The sequence below is a fragment of the Agrobacterium sp. BT-220-3 genome, assembly GCF_025910175.1.
Lineage (GTDB): Bacteria > Pseudomonadota > Alphaproteobacteria > Rhizobiales > Rhizobiaceae > Agrobacterium > Agrobacterium oryzihabitans.
Window position 1 is genome coordinate 669,473 of sequence record NZ_JAPAIX010000002.1, and the last position, 15,486, is coordinate 684,958.

Annotated in this window: 13 protein-coding genes; 1 reads left to right on the forward strand and 12 read right to left on the reverse strand. The window is 60.8% G+C overall.

The features are described 5' to 3' along the window. Positions 1 to 34 precede the first annotated feature (34 nt). From kdpC to OK142_RS09660, 8 genes are all read right to left on the reverse strand, one after another. Complete coding sequence (gene kdpC, locus OK142_RS09625) at positions 35 to 601, reverse strand: potassium-transporting ATPase subunit KdpC (RefSeq protein WP_003497740.1); 567 nt, start codon at positions 599 to 601, stop codon at positions 35 to 37. Positions 602 to 612: 11 nt separating this feature from the next. Beyond that, complete coding sequence (kdpB, locus tag OK142_RS09630) at positions 613 to 2,697, reverse strand: potassium-transporting ATPase subunit KdpB (protein ID WP_498682378.1); 2,085 nt, start codon at positions 2,695 to 2,697, stop codon at positions 613 to 615. 44 nt (positions 2,698 to 2,741) lie between these two features. Further along, positions 2,742 to 2,906, reverse strand: a complete 165-nt coding sequence (locus OK142_RS09635; RefSeq protein WP_167373927.1) for a hypothetical protein — start codon at positions 2,904 to 2,906, stop codon at positions 2,742 to 2,744. A gap of 9 nt (positions 2,907 to 2,915) precedes the next feature. Continuing rightward, on the reverse strand, positions 2,916 to 4,619 hold the full coding sequence (gene kdpA / locus OK142_RS09640) for a potassium-transporting ATPase subunit KdpA (RefSeq protein ID WP_498682380.1): 1,704 nt from the start codon (positions 4,617 to 4,619) through the stop codon (positions 2,916 to 2,918). Positions 4,620 to 4,753: 134 nt separating this feature from the next. Next, on the reverse strand, positions 4,754 to 4,843 hold the full coding sequence (gene kdpF / locus OK142_RS09645; RefSeq protein ID WP_006313429.1) for a K(+)-transporting ATPase subunit F: 90 nt from the start codon (positions 4,841 to 4,843) through the stop codon (positions 4,754 to 4,756). A 12-nt stretch (positions 4,844 to 4,855) separates the two neighbouring features. Next, positions 4,856 to 4,993 carry a hypothetical protein gene (locus OK142_RS09650; protein ID WP_003497749.1) on the reverse strand — a complete coding sequence of 46 codons (138 nt, stop codon included), beginning with the start codon at positions 4,991 to 4,993 and terminating at the stop codon, positions 4,856 to 4,858. Between the two features lie 168 nt (positions 4,994 to 5,161). Further along, the gene (locus OK142_RS09655) at positions 5,162 to 6,118 is read right to left on the reverse strand and encodes an asparaginase (RefSeq protein WP_498682384.1); all 957 of its coding nucleotides are present in this window, start codon (positions 6,116 to 6,118) and stop codon (positions 5,162 to 5,164) included. Further along, the gene (locus OK142_RS09660) at positions 6,115 to 7,572 is read right to left on the reverse strand and encodes an amino acid permease (protein ID WP_498682386.1); all 1,458 of its coding nucleotides are present in this window, start codon (positions 7,570 to 7,572) and stop codon (positions 6,115 to 6,117) included. Before OK142_RS09660 ends, OK142_RS09655 begins: the two co-directional genes overlap by 4 nt. 273 nt (positions 7,573 to 7,845) lie before the next feature. Here OK142_RS09660 and OK142_RS09665 point away from each other — a divergent pair, with 273 nt between their 5' ends. Next, complete coding sequence (locus tag OK142_RS09665; protein WP_246231403.1) at positions 7,846 to 9,273, forward strand: aspartate ammonia-lyase; 1,428 nt, start codon at positions 7,846 to 7,848, stop codon at positions 9,271 to 9,273. On the opposite strand, the gene OK142_RS09670 is transcribed toward OK142_RS09665, so the two are convergent. The 4 genes from OK142_RS09670 to OK142_RS09685 all read right to left on the reverse strand — a co-directional run bounded on the left by OK142_RS09670 (position 9,242) and on the right by OK142_RS09685 (position 15,403). After that, positions 9,242 to 9,958: a FadR/GntR family transcriptional regulator gene (locus OK142_RS09670; protein WP_498682388.1), complete on the reverse strand. Its 717-nt coding sequence runs from the start codon at positions 9,956 to 9,958 to the stop codon at positions 9,242 to 9,244. The genes OK142_RS09665 and OK142_RS09670 overlap by 32 nt on opposite strands. A gap of 215 nt (positions 9,959 to 10,173) precedes the next feature. Continuing rightward, the gene (locus OK142_RS09675; RefSeq protein WP_498682390.1) at positions 10,174 to 13,245 is read right to left on the reverse strand and encodes an efflux RND transporter permease subunit; all 3,072 of its coding nucleotides are present in this window, start codon (positions 13,243 to 13,245) and stop codon (positions 10,174 to 10,176) included. Beyond that, a complete protein-coding gene (locus OK142_RS09680) occupies positions 13,242 to 14,327 on the reverse strand; it encodes an efflux RND transporter periplasmic adaptor subunit (protein WP_498682391.1) in 1,086 nt (361 codons plus the stop codon). The genes OK142_RS09675 and OK142_RS09680 overlap by 4 nt, the downstream gene beginning before the upstream one ends. Beyond that, complete coding sequence (locus OK142_RS09685; protein ID WP_003497765.1) at positions 14,327 to 15,403, reverse strand: efflux RND transporter periplasmic adaptor subunit; 1,077 nt, start codon at positions 15,401 to 15,403, stop codon at positions 14,327 to 14,329. The genes OK142_RS09680 and OK142_RS09685 overlap by 1 nt, the downstream gene beginning before the upstream one ends. Between the last annotated feature and the right edge of the window lie 83 nt (positions 15,404 to 15,486).

Consider the following 15,486-nt stretch of genomic DNA (forward strand, 5'->3'; position numbering starts at 1 on the left):
GCGATGGCTCCAAAGAAGCCATCGCCATTTCAGGTCATGAGCCGGCTGCGTCAAGAGCCATGTTGAGAGCCAGCACATTTACGACTGGTTCACCCATGAAACCGAGTTCCGGCCCTTCGACATGGCGTTCGACGATGGCGCGAAGCGAGGCCTCATCCATGCCCCTTGCCTTGGCGACGCGCGGAACCTGGAAATAAGCGGCCTCAGGCGACACATGCGGATCAAGACCGCTGCCCGACGCCGTGACCAGATCGGCGGGAACGTCAGCGCTCGGGTTTTGGGCCTTTGCCGTCTCATAGTCCTGCTTTACCCGGTCAATGAGTTTCGCGCTCGTCGGACCGAGGTTGGAGCCGGAAGACGACGCGGCATTGTAGCCATCGCCGGCGGCCGATGGCCTGCCATGGAAATATTTCTCGCCGGCGAAGGCCTGCCCGATCAATCGTGATCCGACGACGGTGCCATTCTTCTCGATCAGGCTGCCATTTGCCTGAAAGGGGAAGATCGCCTGTGCAAGGCCCGTCATTCCAAGAGGATAGGCAAGGCCGGTGATTGCGGTGGTGGCAAGGATCAGCACCAGTGCGGGACGTAGCTGTTTCAGCATTTCTATACTCCTCAGGCGAGACCAAGCGCCGTAATGGCGAGGTCGATGGCCTTGATGCCGATGAAGGGCACGATGATGCCGCCCAGGCCATAGATGACCAGATTCCGCGACAGCAGCGCGCCGGCGCCGATCGGGCGGTATTTGACGCCCTTCAGCGAGAGTGGGATGAGCGCTATGATGATGAGCGCGTTGAAGATGATGGCCGACAGGATCGCGCTTTGCGGCGTCGAAAGGCCCATGACATTCAGCACGCCAAGTTGCGGATAAAAGGCCAGGAACATGGCCGGGATGATGGCGAAATATTTGGCGATGTCGTTGGCGATGGAGAACGTGGTCAGCGCGCCGCGCGTCATCAACAATTGCTTGCCGATTTCCACGATCTCGATGAGCTTGGTCGGGTCGCTGTCGAGATCGACCATGTTGCCGGCCTCGCGCGCCGCGACCGTGCCGGTGTTCATGGCGACGCCAACATCGGCCTGCGCCAGTGCCGGAGCGTCGTTCGTGCCGTCACCGCACATGGCGACGAGCTTGCCCTTGGCCTGTTCCTCGCGGATGAGGTCCAGCTTGTTTTCCGGCGTCGCCTGAGCGAGGAAATCATCGACCCCGGCTTCTGCCGCAATCGCAGCGGCCGTCATCGGGTTGTCACCGGTGATCATCACGGTGCGGATGCCCATGCGGCGAAGCTCCGCGAAACGCTCGCGAATGCCGCCCTTGACGATATCCTTCAGCTGCACGACGCCAAGCAGCTTTCCGTCCCGCACCACGGCAAGCGGTGTGCCGCCGGTCTTGGCGATCTCTTCCGCAATGGTGCGTATGTCGCGGGTGGCATCGGTTTCGGTTTTAACGGCGAGCGCCGTATTGCCCTGCTGCGGAGCACCACCGTCGACATAGGAAAGAACGGCATCGACCGCACCCTTGCGAATGGAAGAACCTTCGAAATCGACGCCGCTCATGCGGGTCTGGGCAGTGAAAGGCACGAATGTAGCGTGCAGCCTCTGCATGTCGCGGGCGCGGATGCCGTATTTTTCCTTGGCGAGAACGACAATGGAACGGCCTTCCGGCGTTTCGTCGGCCAGCGATGCAAGCTGCGCCGCATCGGCCAGATCCTGCTCGGTAACGCCGGTGACAGGGCGGAATTCGGTGGCTTGCCGGTTGCCGAGCGTGATGGTGCCGGTCTTGTCGAGCAGCAACGTATCAACGTCGCCGGCTGCCTCTACAGCGCGGCCCGACATGGCAAGCACATTGAAGCGCACCAGCCTGTCCATGCCGGCAATGCCGATGGCCGACAGAAGAGCGCCGATCGTCGTCGGGATAAGCGTCACGAACAGCGCCACCAGCACGATGATCGGGATCGAACCACCGGCATAGGAGGCAAAGCTCGGGATTGTCGCCGTGGCCAGAACGAAGATCAGCGTCATGCCCGCAAGCAGAATGTTGAGCGCGATTTCGTTCGGCGTTTTCTGGCGCTCGGCACCTTCAACGAGCGAAATCATCCGGTCGAGGAAAGTGGAACCGGCAGCGGCAGTGATACGAACCCTTATCCAGTCCGACAGGACCTGCGTGCCGCCGGTGACGGCCGAGCGGTCGCCGCCGGATTCGCGAATGACGGGGGCGGATTCGCCTGTTATCGCCGCCTCGTTGACGGAGGCAACGCCTTCGACGACTTCACCATCCGAGGGTATGATCTCGCCTGCCTCGACGAGGACGACATCGTTCACCTTCAGGCTGGTACCCGCCACCATTTTATACTGGCTGCGATCCTCACCGGTCAGCAGTTTCGCCTGGGTTTCGGTGCGGGTGCGGCGCAGCGAATCCGCCTGCGCCTTGCCGCGCCCTTCAGCGACGGCTTCGGCGAAATTGGCAAACAGCACGGTGAACCAGAGCCAGAGATTGATCTGGAAGGAAAAGCCGAGATTGGCGCTGCCGATGATGAGATCGCGAATGAACAGAACGGTGGTGAGCACCGATACCGTCGCCACGACGAACATGACCGGATTGCGCGCAAGCGTGCGCGGGTTGAGTTTTTTGAATGCGTCGGCAATGGCCGGCACGAGAATGCGAGAATCGAGGATGCTCGCTTGTTTGGACTGGCTCATGAAGAGGCTCCAGCGTTTGAAACAGGGCGGCCGATGAGGGTCGGTCAGGCCGTGAGAATTTCGAGAGCGACGACGGCGGCGAACAGGACCGCCATCATCGCAAGAATGAGATTGGATGCGCACCAGCCGCCGGGACCGGCGCTCCTGCTCACAGGAGCGCCCGAGCGGACAGGGAGGGTGCGGTTACGTCGGGAGTTATCTCTGGTCATGGCACCACCTCAAAAAACCTGACCGGCGGCCATAACGAGATGTTCCACGACCGGACCGAGCGCCAAAGCTGGCAGGAAGGTGAGGCCGCCGACGATCAGGATCGTGCCGACGAGCAAACCGACGAAGAGCGGACCATCCGTTGGGAAGGTGCCGGCCGATGCTGGGACGGTCTTCTTGGCGATCAGCGAACCGGCAATCGCCAGTGCGGGAATGATCACCAGAAAACGCCCCATCAGCATGCCAAGACCAAGCGTGATGTTGTACCAGGTCGTATTGCCCGTGAGCCCGCCAAAGGCCGAACCGTTATTGGCCGCCGCCGATGTATAGGCATAGAGGATTTCGGAAAATCCGTGCGGCCCCGCCGTGCCGATCGACGCAACCGCCGAGGGCAGGATGGTGGCGGTGGCGGTGAAGACCAGCATGGCGAGCGGCAGGCAGAGAATGGCCAGAACCGCCATCTTCATTTCCTTGGCCTCGATCTTCTTGCCGAGATATTCCGGCGTGCGCCCGACCATCAGGCCCGCCACGAAGATGGCGATGATGATGAACATGAGAATGCCGTAAAAACCCGCACCGACACCGCCGACGATCACTTCGCCGAGCTGCATGTTGATGAGCGGAATGAGGCCGCCGAGCGCCGTGAAGCTGCCATGCATGGCGTTGACCGCGCCGCAGGACGCCGCCGTGGTGATGACCGCAAAGAGCGACGAGAGTGCCACGCCGAAGCGGGCTTCCTTGCCCTCCATGTTGCCGCCAGCGAGACCAAAGCTGTGCATCAGCGGATTTCCGGCCGCTTCCGCCCAATAGGTAACCGCGACGCCGGCTATGAACAGAACGCCCATGGCGGCGAGGATCGCCCAGCCCTGACGGGCGTTACCGACCATACGGCCAAAAACGTTGGTAAAGGCCGCGCCGATCGCGAAGATCGACACCATCTGGATCATGTTGGAAATGGCGTCCGGGTTCTCGAACGGATGCGCGGAATTGGCGTTGAAGAAACCACCGCCATTGGTGCCGAGCATCTTGATCGCCAGCTGCGACGCCACGGGGCCGACCGCAATCGTCTGCCGCGCCCCTTCCAGTGTCTGCGCGAAGACGTAACCACCCAGTGTCTGCGGCACGCCGAGCCAGACGTAAACGAGGGTGAGCACGATGCAGACGGGCAGAAGCACGTAGAGCGTCGCACGGACCATATCCACCCAGAAATTGCCGATGGCCTTGCCGGAAGCGCGTGCGAAGGCGCGGATAAGCCCGATGGCAATCGCCATGCCTGTCGCAGCGGACACAAAGTTCTGTACGGTGAGGCCAGCCATCTGGGTGAGATAGGACATGGTGCTTTCGCCGCCATAGTTCTGCCAGTTGGTATTGGTGACGAAGCTGACTGCCGTATTGAAGGAGAGTTCCGGTCCGACTGCCGCCATTCCTTCCGGATTATATGGCAGAGCGGCCTGAAAACGCATCAGGACATAAAGCAGGATAAAACCGAAAAGGTTGAAGAGGAGCATGGAAAACGCATAGGTTGTCCAGTGCTGTTCTTCGCGCTCACTCGTCCCGGCAAGGGCATAAAGGCCGCGCTCGACGGGTGCGAGAACCGGCGAAAGCAGGGTGCGTTCGCCACTAAAGACATGCGTCATATAGAAGCCGAGAGGCTTCACCAGCGCGACAACGATCCCGCAGAAAAGCAGGATCTGAAACCATCCATTGAGGGTCATGGTATTGAACTTTCAATAAAGCATCGGACCGAAAAGTGTCATGCGGTTTTCGGAAAATCCGATGCTCGGACAGAAAGAGAGAGCGGCGGATCCGATTCCATTTTCTCTCCGCCGCTCGAACGGCCGCTTCCCGATCAGAAGCGTTCGGGGCGAATGAGAGCATAGGTGAGATAGGCGGCGACAAAGACGGTGACGGCACCGCTCAAAACATAGTCGAATATCATCGCAGCCTCCGCCTAAAGCCGGTCGCAGGCGCGGGTATAGGCAAAGCAAAGTGCAAAAAACACCGTGGCCGCGCCAATCAGAATAACGTCCATCATTGATGGGACTCCCTTTTTAACCGAGGAGCCGGACAGGAAGAAAAGCGCCGTCATGTGGGACGTCGCTTTTCATTCTTTCTGGCTTGAGAAGGGAACACCATCCCTTCCCGCACAGAAGAATGCACCCGAACCGCATAAAGGTTCGAGACGGCGGCGGATGGAATAAAATAGGAATCCTATAGGAATTTCGATGCCCGCTGAGGCGGGCATCTCAGCCGTTTCCTAGTCAGAAAGCGACTCACCGAAGGCGGAAACAATGGTTTCCGCAGGGCTTTTATTAGCCAGCAACGCCGCCAGCAGAATACGGGCTTGCCCAGGCCGAAGGGTGGACGAATGCACGGCGCCCGCCGCGACAAGGTCATGCCCGCCGCCGCCGCCGCCGTAACTTGCCACCAGCAGCCCTTCCGGCACACGGCTGGAGACGACAACGGGAACGCCGCGCTCGGCACAGCGCTTCACAGCAACTGCAATGCCGGGATTGGCGTTGCCGGAACCAAGTGCGGCAAGCACTAATCCATCAGCGCCCGCCTGCAGGCTCGCCTCGATATGGGCGGCATCGCAACCGGGATAAATGGCAACGATATCGACCCGCAGATCGGCGACGGGAGCGGCAAGGTCCATCGCTGCGGCATGCGCCGCCGCCGGTCGCGCGGAGCGAAAGGCATCCGCCGCATCCGCACTCCGCTTGTAAAGCCCCCAGGCCGGCAGGCATCTGCCGCCGAAGGACAGGAGTACGCCGCGCTCGGCATTCGCCTGATCGAGTGCGGTTTCAATCGCTCGAGCCAGATTGGCCGGCCCATCCGCATTCGGATGGTCCGCGGTGAACTGCGCGCCGGTGAAGACAACCGGTTTGGTGATGGCGTGCTGCAAATGCACGAGTAGCGAGGATTCCTCCATCGCGTCGGTACCGTGCAGAATAACGACGCCTGCCACGGCGGAGTCATTGAGCTCCACGCCAACGGCGTCGCTAATGCGCTGCATGTCGGCCAATGTCAGACTGGAAGAGTCCTTCGCCATCAGATCAACCGGCTTCAGGCGTGCACTGATCTGCGGAACCAGTGCAAGCAGGTCTTCACCCGAAAGGCTGGGGGTGCTTACGCCATCGATGCCGCGCCTGCTGGCAATGGTGCCACCGGTGGCGATGACCGCCACCAGCGGCGCTTCACCCTGCCCGCTCAATGCGATGCTCCCGCGCCTGCGCGTTCGCCGGCCAGACGGTGGATACGGTCGCGCAGCAGATACCAGCCGATAACCAGCGCGGGGATGATGACCAGCAGCGACGCGATGGTCCACGAGCCGATGGGATAATCAAATGCCATCAGCACCAGCACGCCGAACAGGAAGATGAGCGTGAGGATGCCCGTATAAGGCGCGCCGAACATGCGGAAATCCGGACGCACCAGCTCGCCGCGCCGGGAAAGCTGCCAGAGCTTCAACTGGCAGAGCACGATGACGGCCCAGGCGCAGATGATGCCGAGCGCCGAGAGGTTGAGCGCGATCTCGAAGGCTGCAGCAGGCACGACGGCATTCAGCGCGACACCGAGAACGGTGACGACAGCGGTCACTGCGATGCCGCCATAGGGCACGCCGGCCTTGTTCATCTTCGCAAGCGCTGCCGGCGCCGAGCCGGAAACCGCCATGGAGTGCAGAATACGCCCGGTGGAATAAAGGCCGGCATTAAGCGATGACAGCACGGCGGTCAGAACCACGAGGTTCATGATCACATCCGCACCCTGGACGCCAATGGAACCGAAGAAGGTAACGAAGGGGCTCTCACCCGCCTTATAGGCGGTATAGGGCAGAAGCAGCGTGAACAGCAGCACCGAGCCGACATAAAACACCACGAGACGCAGGACCACGGCGCGGATGGCACGGGGCATGACCTTGCGCGGGTCTTCAGTTTCGCCAGCAGCCGTGCCGATCAGCTCGATTGAGGCATAAGCGAACACCACGCCCTGAATGATGACGAAGGCCGGAAGAATGCCGTTGGGGAAGAAGCCGCCATTATCGGTAATGATGCTGAAGCCGGTGACATGGCCTTCGATGGGTGTGCCGAAAATGACGAAATAAATGCCGACGACCAGGAAAATGGCGAGCGCCAGAACCTTGATCAGGCTGAACCAGAATTCAAGCTCGCCGAAGACCTTCACCGACAGCATGTTCATCGCCAGCACGACCAGAAGCGCCGTCATTGCGAAGACCCACTGGTCGATACCGGAGAGCCACGGAACATATTGCTTGAAGAAATTCATGTAGAGGGCAACGGCGGTCACATCCGCGACTGACGTCATTGCCCAGTTCAGCCAGTACATCCAGCCGGCGGCAAAGGCCATTTTCTCGCCGTAGAACTCACGGGCATAGGAGACGAAGGAACCGGAACTCGGGCGGTGCATGATAAGTTCGCCAAGCGCGCGCAGCACGAGAAACGCGAAGAAGCCGCAGAGCGCATAAACAAACACCAGTGCGGGGCCTGCCTGCGCCAATCGCCCGCCAGCGCCGAGGAAGAGGCCGGTCCCGATGGCGCCGCCGATGGCGATCATCTGGATCTGGCGCGGCTTGAGAGCCTTGTGATAGCCGAGGTCTTCCTCGGCAAAAACCTCTCGTTCGGCGGGTACCTTTTTCACGGATTGCATTGATATTTCTCCTCCCGATGAATTTGCTTTTCAGTCGGCGATACGCCGGAAATCAAAATGGAACTGGCACAGCCCTCGCTGGAGATATGGCTAGCATGCCCACGCACGCTGTAAAGCTGCATGACAGATTTTCGACCCTCATAATCGGACAGAATGCCGCTCGTCAAGGGGATGCAATCATTATTGACCTTCTCAAGACCAAGGATTAAGGTCGAAAAATCTGTAAGACAGCTTTACAGATACAGATAACGCTTTGAGCCATTGGAGGAAAAAGTGAGCGTGACGCGCAGGGAGCATGATTTGCTCGGGACGAAGGAAATTCCGGCAGATGTTTATTGGGGTGTGCACACGGCACGCGCGGTGGAGAACTTCAAAATCACCGGCGTGACGATCGGCCACAACCCCTATCTCATCAGGGGGTTGGCCTATGTGAAGGAAGCCGCCGCACGCGCAAATCACGAACTCGGCCTGCTTGATGGGGAACGGATGGAAGCCATCGCCGCTGCCTGCCGCGAAATCCGCGCCGGGGCGCTGCATGAGCAATTCGTGGTGGATGAAATTCAGGGTGGAGCCGGCACTTCCACCAACATGAATGCCAACGAGGTCATCGCCAACCGCGCGCTGGAACTACTTGGCCACCAGAAGGGCGATTATGCCCGCCTTCACCCCAACGACCACGTCAATCTCAGCCAATCGACCAACGACGCCTATCCGACCGCGATTAATGTGGGGCTGATCGAGGCGATCGATGACCTGGCGGCCTCCATGGGCGTGCTGAAAGACGCCTTCGACCGCAAGGCACAGGAATTTTCCGGCTTCATCAAGATCGGGCGTACGCAGCTGCAGGACGCCGTGCCGATGACGCTCGGCCAGGAATTCCGCACCTTCGTGGTGATGCTCGGCGAAGATCAGGCGCGTCTCATCGAATCCGCAGCACTGCTGCATGAGATCAATCTTGGTGCCACCGCCATCGGCACCGGCCTGAACGCTCCGCGCGGTTATGCAGCCCTCGCCTGCCAGCATCTGGCGCAGCTGACCGGACGCCCTCTGGTTACGGCGGCTGACCTGATCGAGGCGACGCAGGATCCGGGCGCATTTGTCCATCTTTCCGGCGTGCTGAAACGCGTCGCCGTCAAGCTGTCCAAAACCTGCAACGACCTTCGCCTGCTCTCTTCCGGCCCGCGCGCCGGCATCGGCGAAATCACGTTGCCCTCCGTTCAGGCTGGCTCCAGCATCATGCCGGGCAAGATCAATCCGGTCATTCCCGAAGTGGTCAATCAGGTGGCCTATGCGGTGATCGGCAACGACATCACCATCACCATGGCCGCCGAGGCCGGTCAGCTTCAGCTCAATGCTTTCGAGCCGATCATCGTGCGCGCCCTTTCCCAGAGCATCAGCCAGCTGAGCGCCGCCTGCCGGACACTGGCGGAACGCTGCGTCGACGGCATCGTGGCCAATCCCGCCATCATGGCGCAGCGTGTGGAGGAATCGATCGGCCTCGCGACCGCGCTCAATCCGTTGATCGGTTATTATGCGGCTACGGAAGTGGCGAAAGAAGCGCTCGCCAGCGGCCGCACCGTGCCGCAGGTGGTTCTGGAACGCGGCCATCTGACGGCTGAGGAACTGCAGCGCGCACTGAGCCCCCGGCACCTCGCCAACCTGCCGGCACTTACGGCTGGCGAACCCGATCTTCTCCAATGATGGTCGTCACCACCTGCTTCACCTGCCCCAGGTGAAGCTCCATCGCCTCCCGCGCCTCAGGCGCGGAACCCCGCCGGATTGCCTCGACGATCCGGCGGTGCTCGTAATTCGAGGCGACGCGGCGGCCTGCCATCAGGTTCACCATCTCGGATTGCTGGGATACGGCCTCGCGGGCATCCGCCACCACCTTGGCGAACAGTCCGTTGGCCGAAGCTTCCGCGATGGCGCAGTGGAATTGCCCGTCCAGCAACACCCAGGGGTGCGGCCTCTCTTCAGCTTCCATCCGGTCACATAGCTCCAGCAAGACTTCGAGCTGGGCTTCCGTGCGTCGCAGCGCCGCCCAACCGGCAGCAGGCACCTCGATGAAGGGACGAGCCTCGATCAGGTCGCGGGCGGAATAGGCTCCATAATTCAGTTCGGACGGCGGCGTTCCCGTCATGACATAGGTACCGCTTCCGGTGCGGGTCTGCGTCAGCCCGAGCGTCTGGAGAGATCGCAGCGCCTCGCGCACGATCGGCCGGCTGACGCCATATCTTTTCGCGAGATGGGCTTCGGACGGTAGCCGGGTTCCGACCGCAAGCTGGCCTGAGGTGATGGCGGAACGGATATCCTCAAACACCGCTTCTGCGGCATTCTTGCGATTGATCGGCTGTGCATCCGCAAGCCAATCCGACAACCCGCCCATCTTTCAACCCTCCGGCACCCGTGATCTGTCCTTACCCATGGGAGAAGCCGCCGTTTGAGGAACGGCGCTGATCCCAAAGCCAAGTCGATCTTCCTAACACTATCGGGACAGAAGGAACAACGATGGCAGGCATATTTACGGGAATTTAAGGTGAAGGCACTGCTCCCCACCACCACACCCTCGCGACCGCAAGGGTGTGGTATCCGTCGCCCGTATCACGCCTTGACTTCGTCTGCCTCCGACTGATCGTCCTCACGCGGAATACGGAACCACGCGACGTAAAGCGCAGGGAGGAAGAGCAGCGTCAGCGCCGTGCCGACCACAATGCCGCCCATCATCGCATAGGCCATCGGACCCCAGAAAATCTCCCGCGATATGGGGATGAGGGCAAGTGTCGCTGCCGCCGCCGTCAGCATGATCGGCCGCATACGGTGCTCGGTCGCCTCAATCACGGCGCGCCAGGCCGAGACCCCTTCGCTTCTCAGATGCTCGATCTGCACGACAAGAATAACCGAGTTGCGGATGAGGATGCCGATCAGCGCCAGCACGCCGAGAATGGCGACGAAGCCCATCGGCGCATTGGAGAAGAGCAGCGCCACAACGACCCCGATCAAGGCCGTGGGGGCCACGGCGAAGACCAGGAACAGCCGGCTGAAGCTTTGCAGCTGGATCATCAGGATGGTCGCCATCGCAAACAGCATCATGGGCACAACAGCAACGATCGGCGCCTGCGAATCCGCGCTGGATTCCACCGAGCCGCCCGTCTCCAGCGTGTAGCCGACGGGAAGCGTTTTCTGGAACGCCTCGATCTTCGGTTTCAGCTGCTCCACGATCGTTGCCGGCTGCGTTGGACCGATAATGGCAGCCTTGACCGTGATCGTCGGGATCCTGTCACGACGCCAGATGGTCGGCTGCTCCAGCTCGTAGCGGAAATTGGCGATGGCCGAGAGCGGCACGGCCTTGCCGTTCGTGGCAGGCAATTGCAGGTTCTGCAATGTCTCGATGGAGCCGCGTTCCGCCAGCTGCGCCCGCGCCACCACATTGACAAGGTAGATGTCGTCCCTGACCTGCGTGACGGTGGAACCCTCCACGATGCTGTTCATGGCATTGGCGATATCTTCCGACGAGACGCCGAGCTGACGGGCCTTGTCCTGCAACACATCCACCTTGACCACGCGCGTCGGCTCGTTCCAGTCCATGACAATGTTGGACAGCAGCCGGTGTTCGCCGACGATGCCCGACAGTTGCTGCCCGAGTTCGCGGACATGCTGGATATCAGGACCGCTCAGGCGATATTGCACCGGTTTTCCAACCGGCGGGCCGATATCGAGCAACTTCACGAAGGCGTCGGTGCCGATAAAGGTCTTGTTCAGATAGTCCTGCAACTCGGCACGGACCTTGTCGCGTACATCCAGCCCCTTGGTGACGATGACCGTCTGGCCGAAAGTGACATCCGGCGTCTGCACGTCGAAGGACAGGATGAAACGCGGCGCGCCTTCACCGACATAGGTTGTCCAATGGTCGACATCAGGATTCTTGACCAGCATTTCCTGCTCGAACTGCGCCATCTGCCGGTTGGTTTCGGCAATCGAGCTGTTTTGCGGCAGGTTCCAGTCGACGATCAGCTCCACACGGTCGGATGAGGGAAAGAACTGCTGCTGCACAAGGCTCATGCCGCCAACGGAGAGACCGAACAGGGCAATGGTGAGGATGATCGTCACCCAGCGCCAGCGCAGCGCCCGGCCGAGAAGCCAGGAAAAGGCCGAGGCAAAACGGCCCTTCTTCTCATGATGCGATTTCATCGTCTTCGGCAGGATCGTCACGCCGAGAAGAGGTGTGAACAGGACCGCGACAATCCACGATACGATGAGCGAAACGGCGATCACCACGAAGAGGGTGAATGTGAACTCGCCCGCCGCGCTGTTGTTGAGGCCGACGGGGATAAAGCCAGCAACGGTGACCAGTGTGCCCGTCAGCATCGGGAAGGCGGTTGACGTATAAACATAGGTCGCCGCTTTCCTGAGGTCGTCGCCGACCTCAAGCCTTGCCACCATCATCTCGACCGCGATCATGGCATCATCGACGAGAAGCCCGAGTGCGATGATGAGAGCGCCAAGCGAGATGCGTTGCAGCGAGATGCCGGTGTATTCCATGTAGACGAAGGTAATTGCCAGCACGAGCGGAATGGAGACGGCAACCACCATGCCGGCCCTGAGACCAAGGCTGATGAAGCTGATGACGAGAACGATCGCGATCGCCTCGAAGAGCGCCGAGGTGAAGCCGGAGACCGCCTCATCGACCACGGCGGGCTGATCGGACACGCGATGCACATCGACACCGATTGGCAGATCCGCCACGATGCGCTTCATCTGCGCATCCAGCGCCTCGCCGAAATGCAGGAGGTTCGCACCGGTTTTCATGCCAATCGCAAGGCCGATGGCCGGCTGGCCGTTAAAACGGAACAGCGAGGACGGCGGATCGACATAACCGCGCCGGATCGTCGCCACTTCCGTCAACGGGAAAAACCGGTTGTTGACGCGCAGGTTGATGGCGCGAAGGCTGTCTTCCGAGGTGAACTGGCCGCTGACGCGCAGCGCCACACGCTCCGGCCCGGCATTGACGAAACCGGACTGGGTAACGGCATTCTGGGATTGCAGCGTCTTGATGATCGATTGCTGGTCGATGCCAAGCGCTGCGATCTGCCGCGTGGAAAACTCCAGATAGATCGCCTCGTCCTGCGCGCCGATGACATCGACCTTGCCGATATTCTCGACGGTCAGAACCTTGGCACGGGCATCCTCCACCAGATCGCGCAATTGCCGCTGGCTCAGACCATCGCTGGTGAAGGCATAGATATTGCCATAGACGTCGCCGAAACGATCGTTGAAGAAGGGGCCGACGACGCCCGAGGGAAAATCACCCTTGATGTCGGCGATCATGTTGCGCACCCGCACCCAGGTGGGCTCAACGTTGCGCGCCTTGGTTTCAGGGACAAGCTCCACGAAGATCGTGGTACGGCCAGCCACAGTCTGGCTGCGCAGATGGTCGAGATTGTCGAGTTCCTCGAGCTTCTTCTCGATCCTGTCCGTCACCTGCCGGGCAACCTCTTCGGCGGAGGCGCCGGGCCATTGGGCGCTGATCACCATCGTCTTGATGGTGAAATTCGGGTCTTCCTCACGTCCGAGGTTGAGATAGGAGAAAACGCCGGCAAGAACGAAGACCAGCATGAAGTACCAGACGAGCGAACGGTGTTCGAGCGCCCAGTCGGAGAGATTGAATTTCTTCACTGATGGACCTCCTGATCGATCCTGATGGCCTGTCCATCCCTAAGCTTGTGGACGCCGGCGCTCGCGACGCGTTCGCCTGGCTTGACGCCACCGGTGATGCGCACGCTGCTGCCCTCGGCAGGCTCGCCCTCCAATGTGACGGGGCGCAACGTTACCGTGGCGGTATCGGCGTTGACGATCCAGACACCCCATCCGCCATCGGTTTTCAGCAGGGCAGAAGAGGGAAGCATGATCTGCGGCTCGGAGGCGGCAAGCGCAGAGGCCGTGACGACGGATCCGAGCCGGAACGCCGGCGGCGCATCCTGCAGGCTGATTTTCGTGCGGCGCGTCCGCGTCGCCGTTTCGGCTTCCGGGGCAATCTCGCGCACCACGCCGGTTGTGTGTATTTTAGGGTCGAGCTGCAACGCAATCGCGAAGGCCGATCCGATTTCCAGTCGCTGGGCCGCAAATTGCGGAACGTCGACCACCACATCGCGCACTTCCGGGCGGGCGATGGTCACGACAGTCTGGCCGGCCGAGACGACCTGGCCGATTTCACCTGAGGTTGCCGTCACCACGCCATCGAATTCCGCGTGAAGCTGCGCATAACCCAGCTGTTCTTCGGCCTTGTCCAGATTTGCGCGGGCCTTGGCGACGGCGGCATTGGCGGTTCGCGTGGCCTGTTCGGCCTCTTCCAGTGCCGCTTCCGTGCCGCTGCGCGCCTCGGCCAGCACGCGCTGGCGTTGTTCGGTCGTCACCGCATTCGCAAGCTGCGCTTCGGCATTGGAAAGATCGGATTGTGCGCTCTTCACCGAAAGTTCGAGCGCGAGCGGATCAATCGACGCCACCACATCGCCTTTTTTGACCAGATCGGCGACATCGACATTACGGGCGATGATCCGGCCAAGAACACGAAAGCCGAGATCGGTCTGAATGCGCGATTCCACCGTGCCGGTGAGGCGCAGCGCATCGGCCGGCTTCTCCTCAACCACGACGGAGAGCACCGGGCGCGGTGCCTCGGCTGGCGCCTCCTGCTTTTCCCGGCAGGCCGAGAGCGCGAGCGCTGGAAGCAGCAAAAACAAGCTTCTGTTTATCCTGAACATTATTGTGCCTGCCCCTTTTCATAGGCGACCTTTTCACCGGTGCGGAGAAATTTGGTCCCGCCGGTCACGACGAGATCACCGGGAAGAAGCCCTTCCGCGACGACGAATTGACCCGTCTCGTAATCGGCGACCTCGATCCGGCGCATCGCGATTTCCGAGGATTGCGGATCAACCACCCAGACGGCTGGAAGACCGTTCTGCGACGCCATTGCCGACCAGGGAAGCTCGATTGCATCGACCTGCTTGAAGCGGAAATGACCCGAGACCGGTGCGCCGAGCGGCATGGTCAGATCACCATTCAGGCCGACCTTGACCCTGATCGTTCCATTATCCGGATCAATCGTCGGGGAAACCTCCCGCACCGGCGCATCCACGCTGCGGGCGGGATCCGACAGGAGGCTGACATTGACGAGGTTGTCGATGTCACGCTCAAGGAACAGGGATTCGTAGACATCGAAAACCGCATCGCGCGGCCCGTCATGTGCAAGCGTGAAGACAAGCTGGGCCGCCTGCGCCACCTGACCGACTTCGACGTTGCGCGCCGTAATCACGCCATCCGCATCGGCGCGCAGTTCGGTGTAGGACAGTGCGTCGCGCGCCGTGTCCAGCTGCGCCTGCGCCGATCTTACCGCCCCTTGCGTGGTGAGCAGGGTTTCCTGCGCCTTGTCGACTGCCGAGCGTGAGGTCACCTGCGTCTTGAAAAGACTTTGCTGGCGGTCGAATGCCAGCTGCGCCTGCGTCATCTGCGCTTCGGCGGATTGCAGGTTGGCGAGAGCAACGTCGATATCCGCCTTCTGCTCCTCGGGATCGATGCGGGCGAGCAATTGTCCGGTCTTTACCCGCGCGCCCACATCCACCAGCCGCTCGGTGATCTTGCCGCTCACCCGGAAGGACAGGTCCGTCTGAACACGCGCCCTCACCTCGCCGGTGATGACACTGCCGCGATCGACGGGTTTTTTCGTGGCCGTGACCACATCGACGAGACGCAGCGGCTTTTCGGCCGGAGGCTCTTCACTGCTGCAGGACGACAGGGCGAAAATGCTGCCAAACGCCACTGCCATAAGAATGGTTTTCATGGTGACCTCTTGATCTTCGCCGCATCCTATAATATTTAACTGACTGAATAGTCAATGAAATTCTTGTGTCACCGGTCTGGGAA

Bases quoted from the DNA above. Each gene is read 5' to 3' on its own strand.
- OK142_RS09670 (WP_498682388.1), bottom strand. From the start codon at position 9,958: ATGGGCGGGTTGTCGGATTGGCTTGCGGATGCACAGCCGATCAATCGC.
- OK142_RS09635 (WP_167373927.1), bottom strand. From the start codon at position 2,906: ATGACCAGAGATAACTCCCGACGTAACCGCACCCTCCCTGTCCGCTCG.
- kdpC (WP_003497740.1), bottom strand. From the start codon at position 601: ATGCTGAAACAGCTACGTCCCGCACTGGTGCTGATCCTTGCCACCACC.
- kdpA (WP_498682380.1), bottom strand. From the start codon at position 4,619: ATGACCCTCAATGGATGGTTTCAGATCCTGCTTTTCTGCGGGATCGTT.
- OK142_RS09660 (WP_498682386.1), bottom strand. From the start codon at position 7,572: ATGCAATCCGTGAAAAAGGTACCCGCCGAACGAGAGGTTTTTGCCGAG.
- OK142_RS09650 (WP_003497749.1), bottom strand. From the start codon at position 4,993: ATGACGGCGCTTTTCTTCCTGTCCGGCTCCTCGGTTAAAAAGGGAGTC.
- kdpF (WP_006313429.1), bottom strand. From the start codon at position 4,843: ATGATATTCGACTATGTTTTGAGCGGTGCCGTCACCGTCTTTGTCGCC.
- OK142_RS09685 (WP_003497765.1), bottom strand. From the start codon at position 15,403: ATGAAAACCATTCTTATGGCAGTGGCGTTTGGCAGCATTTTCGCCCTG.
- kdpB (WP_498682378.1), bottom strand. From the start codon at position 2,697: ATGAGCCAGTCCAAACAAGCGAGCATCCTCGATTCTCGCATTCTCGTG.
- OK142_RS09680 (WP_498682391.1), bottom strand. From the start codon at position 14,327: ATGTTCAGGATAAACAGAAGCTTGTTTTTGCTGCTTCCAGCGCTCGCG.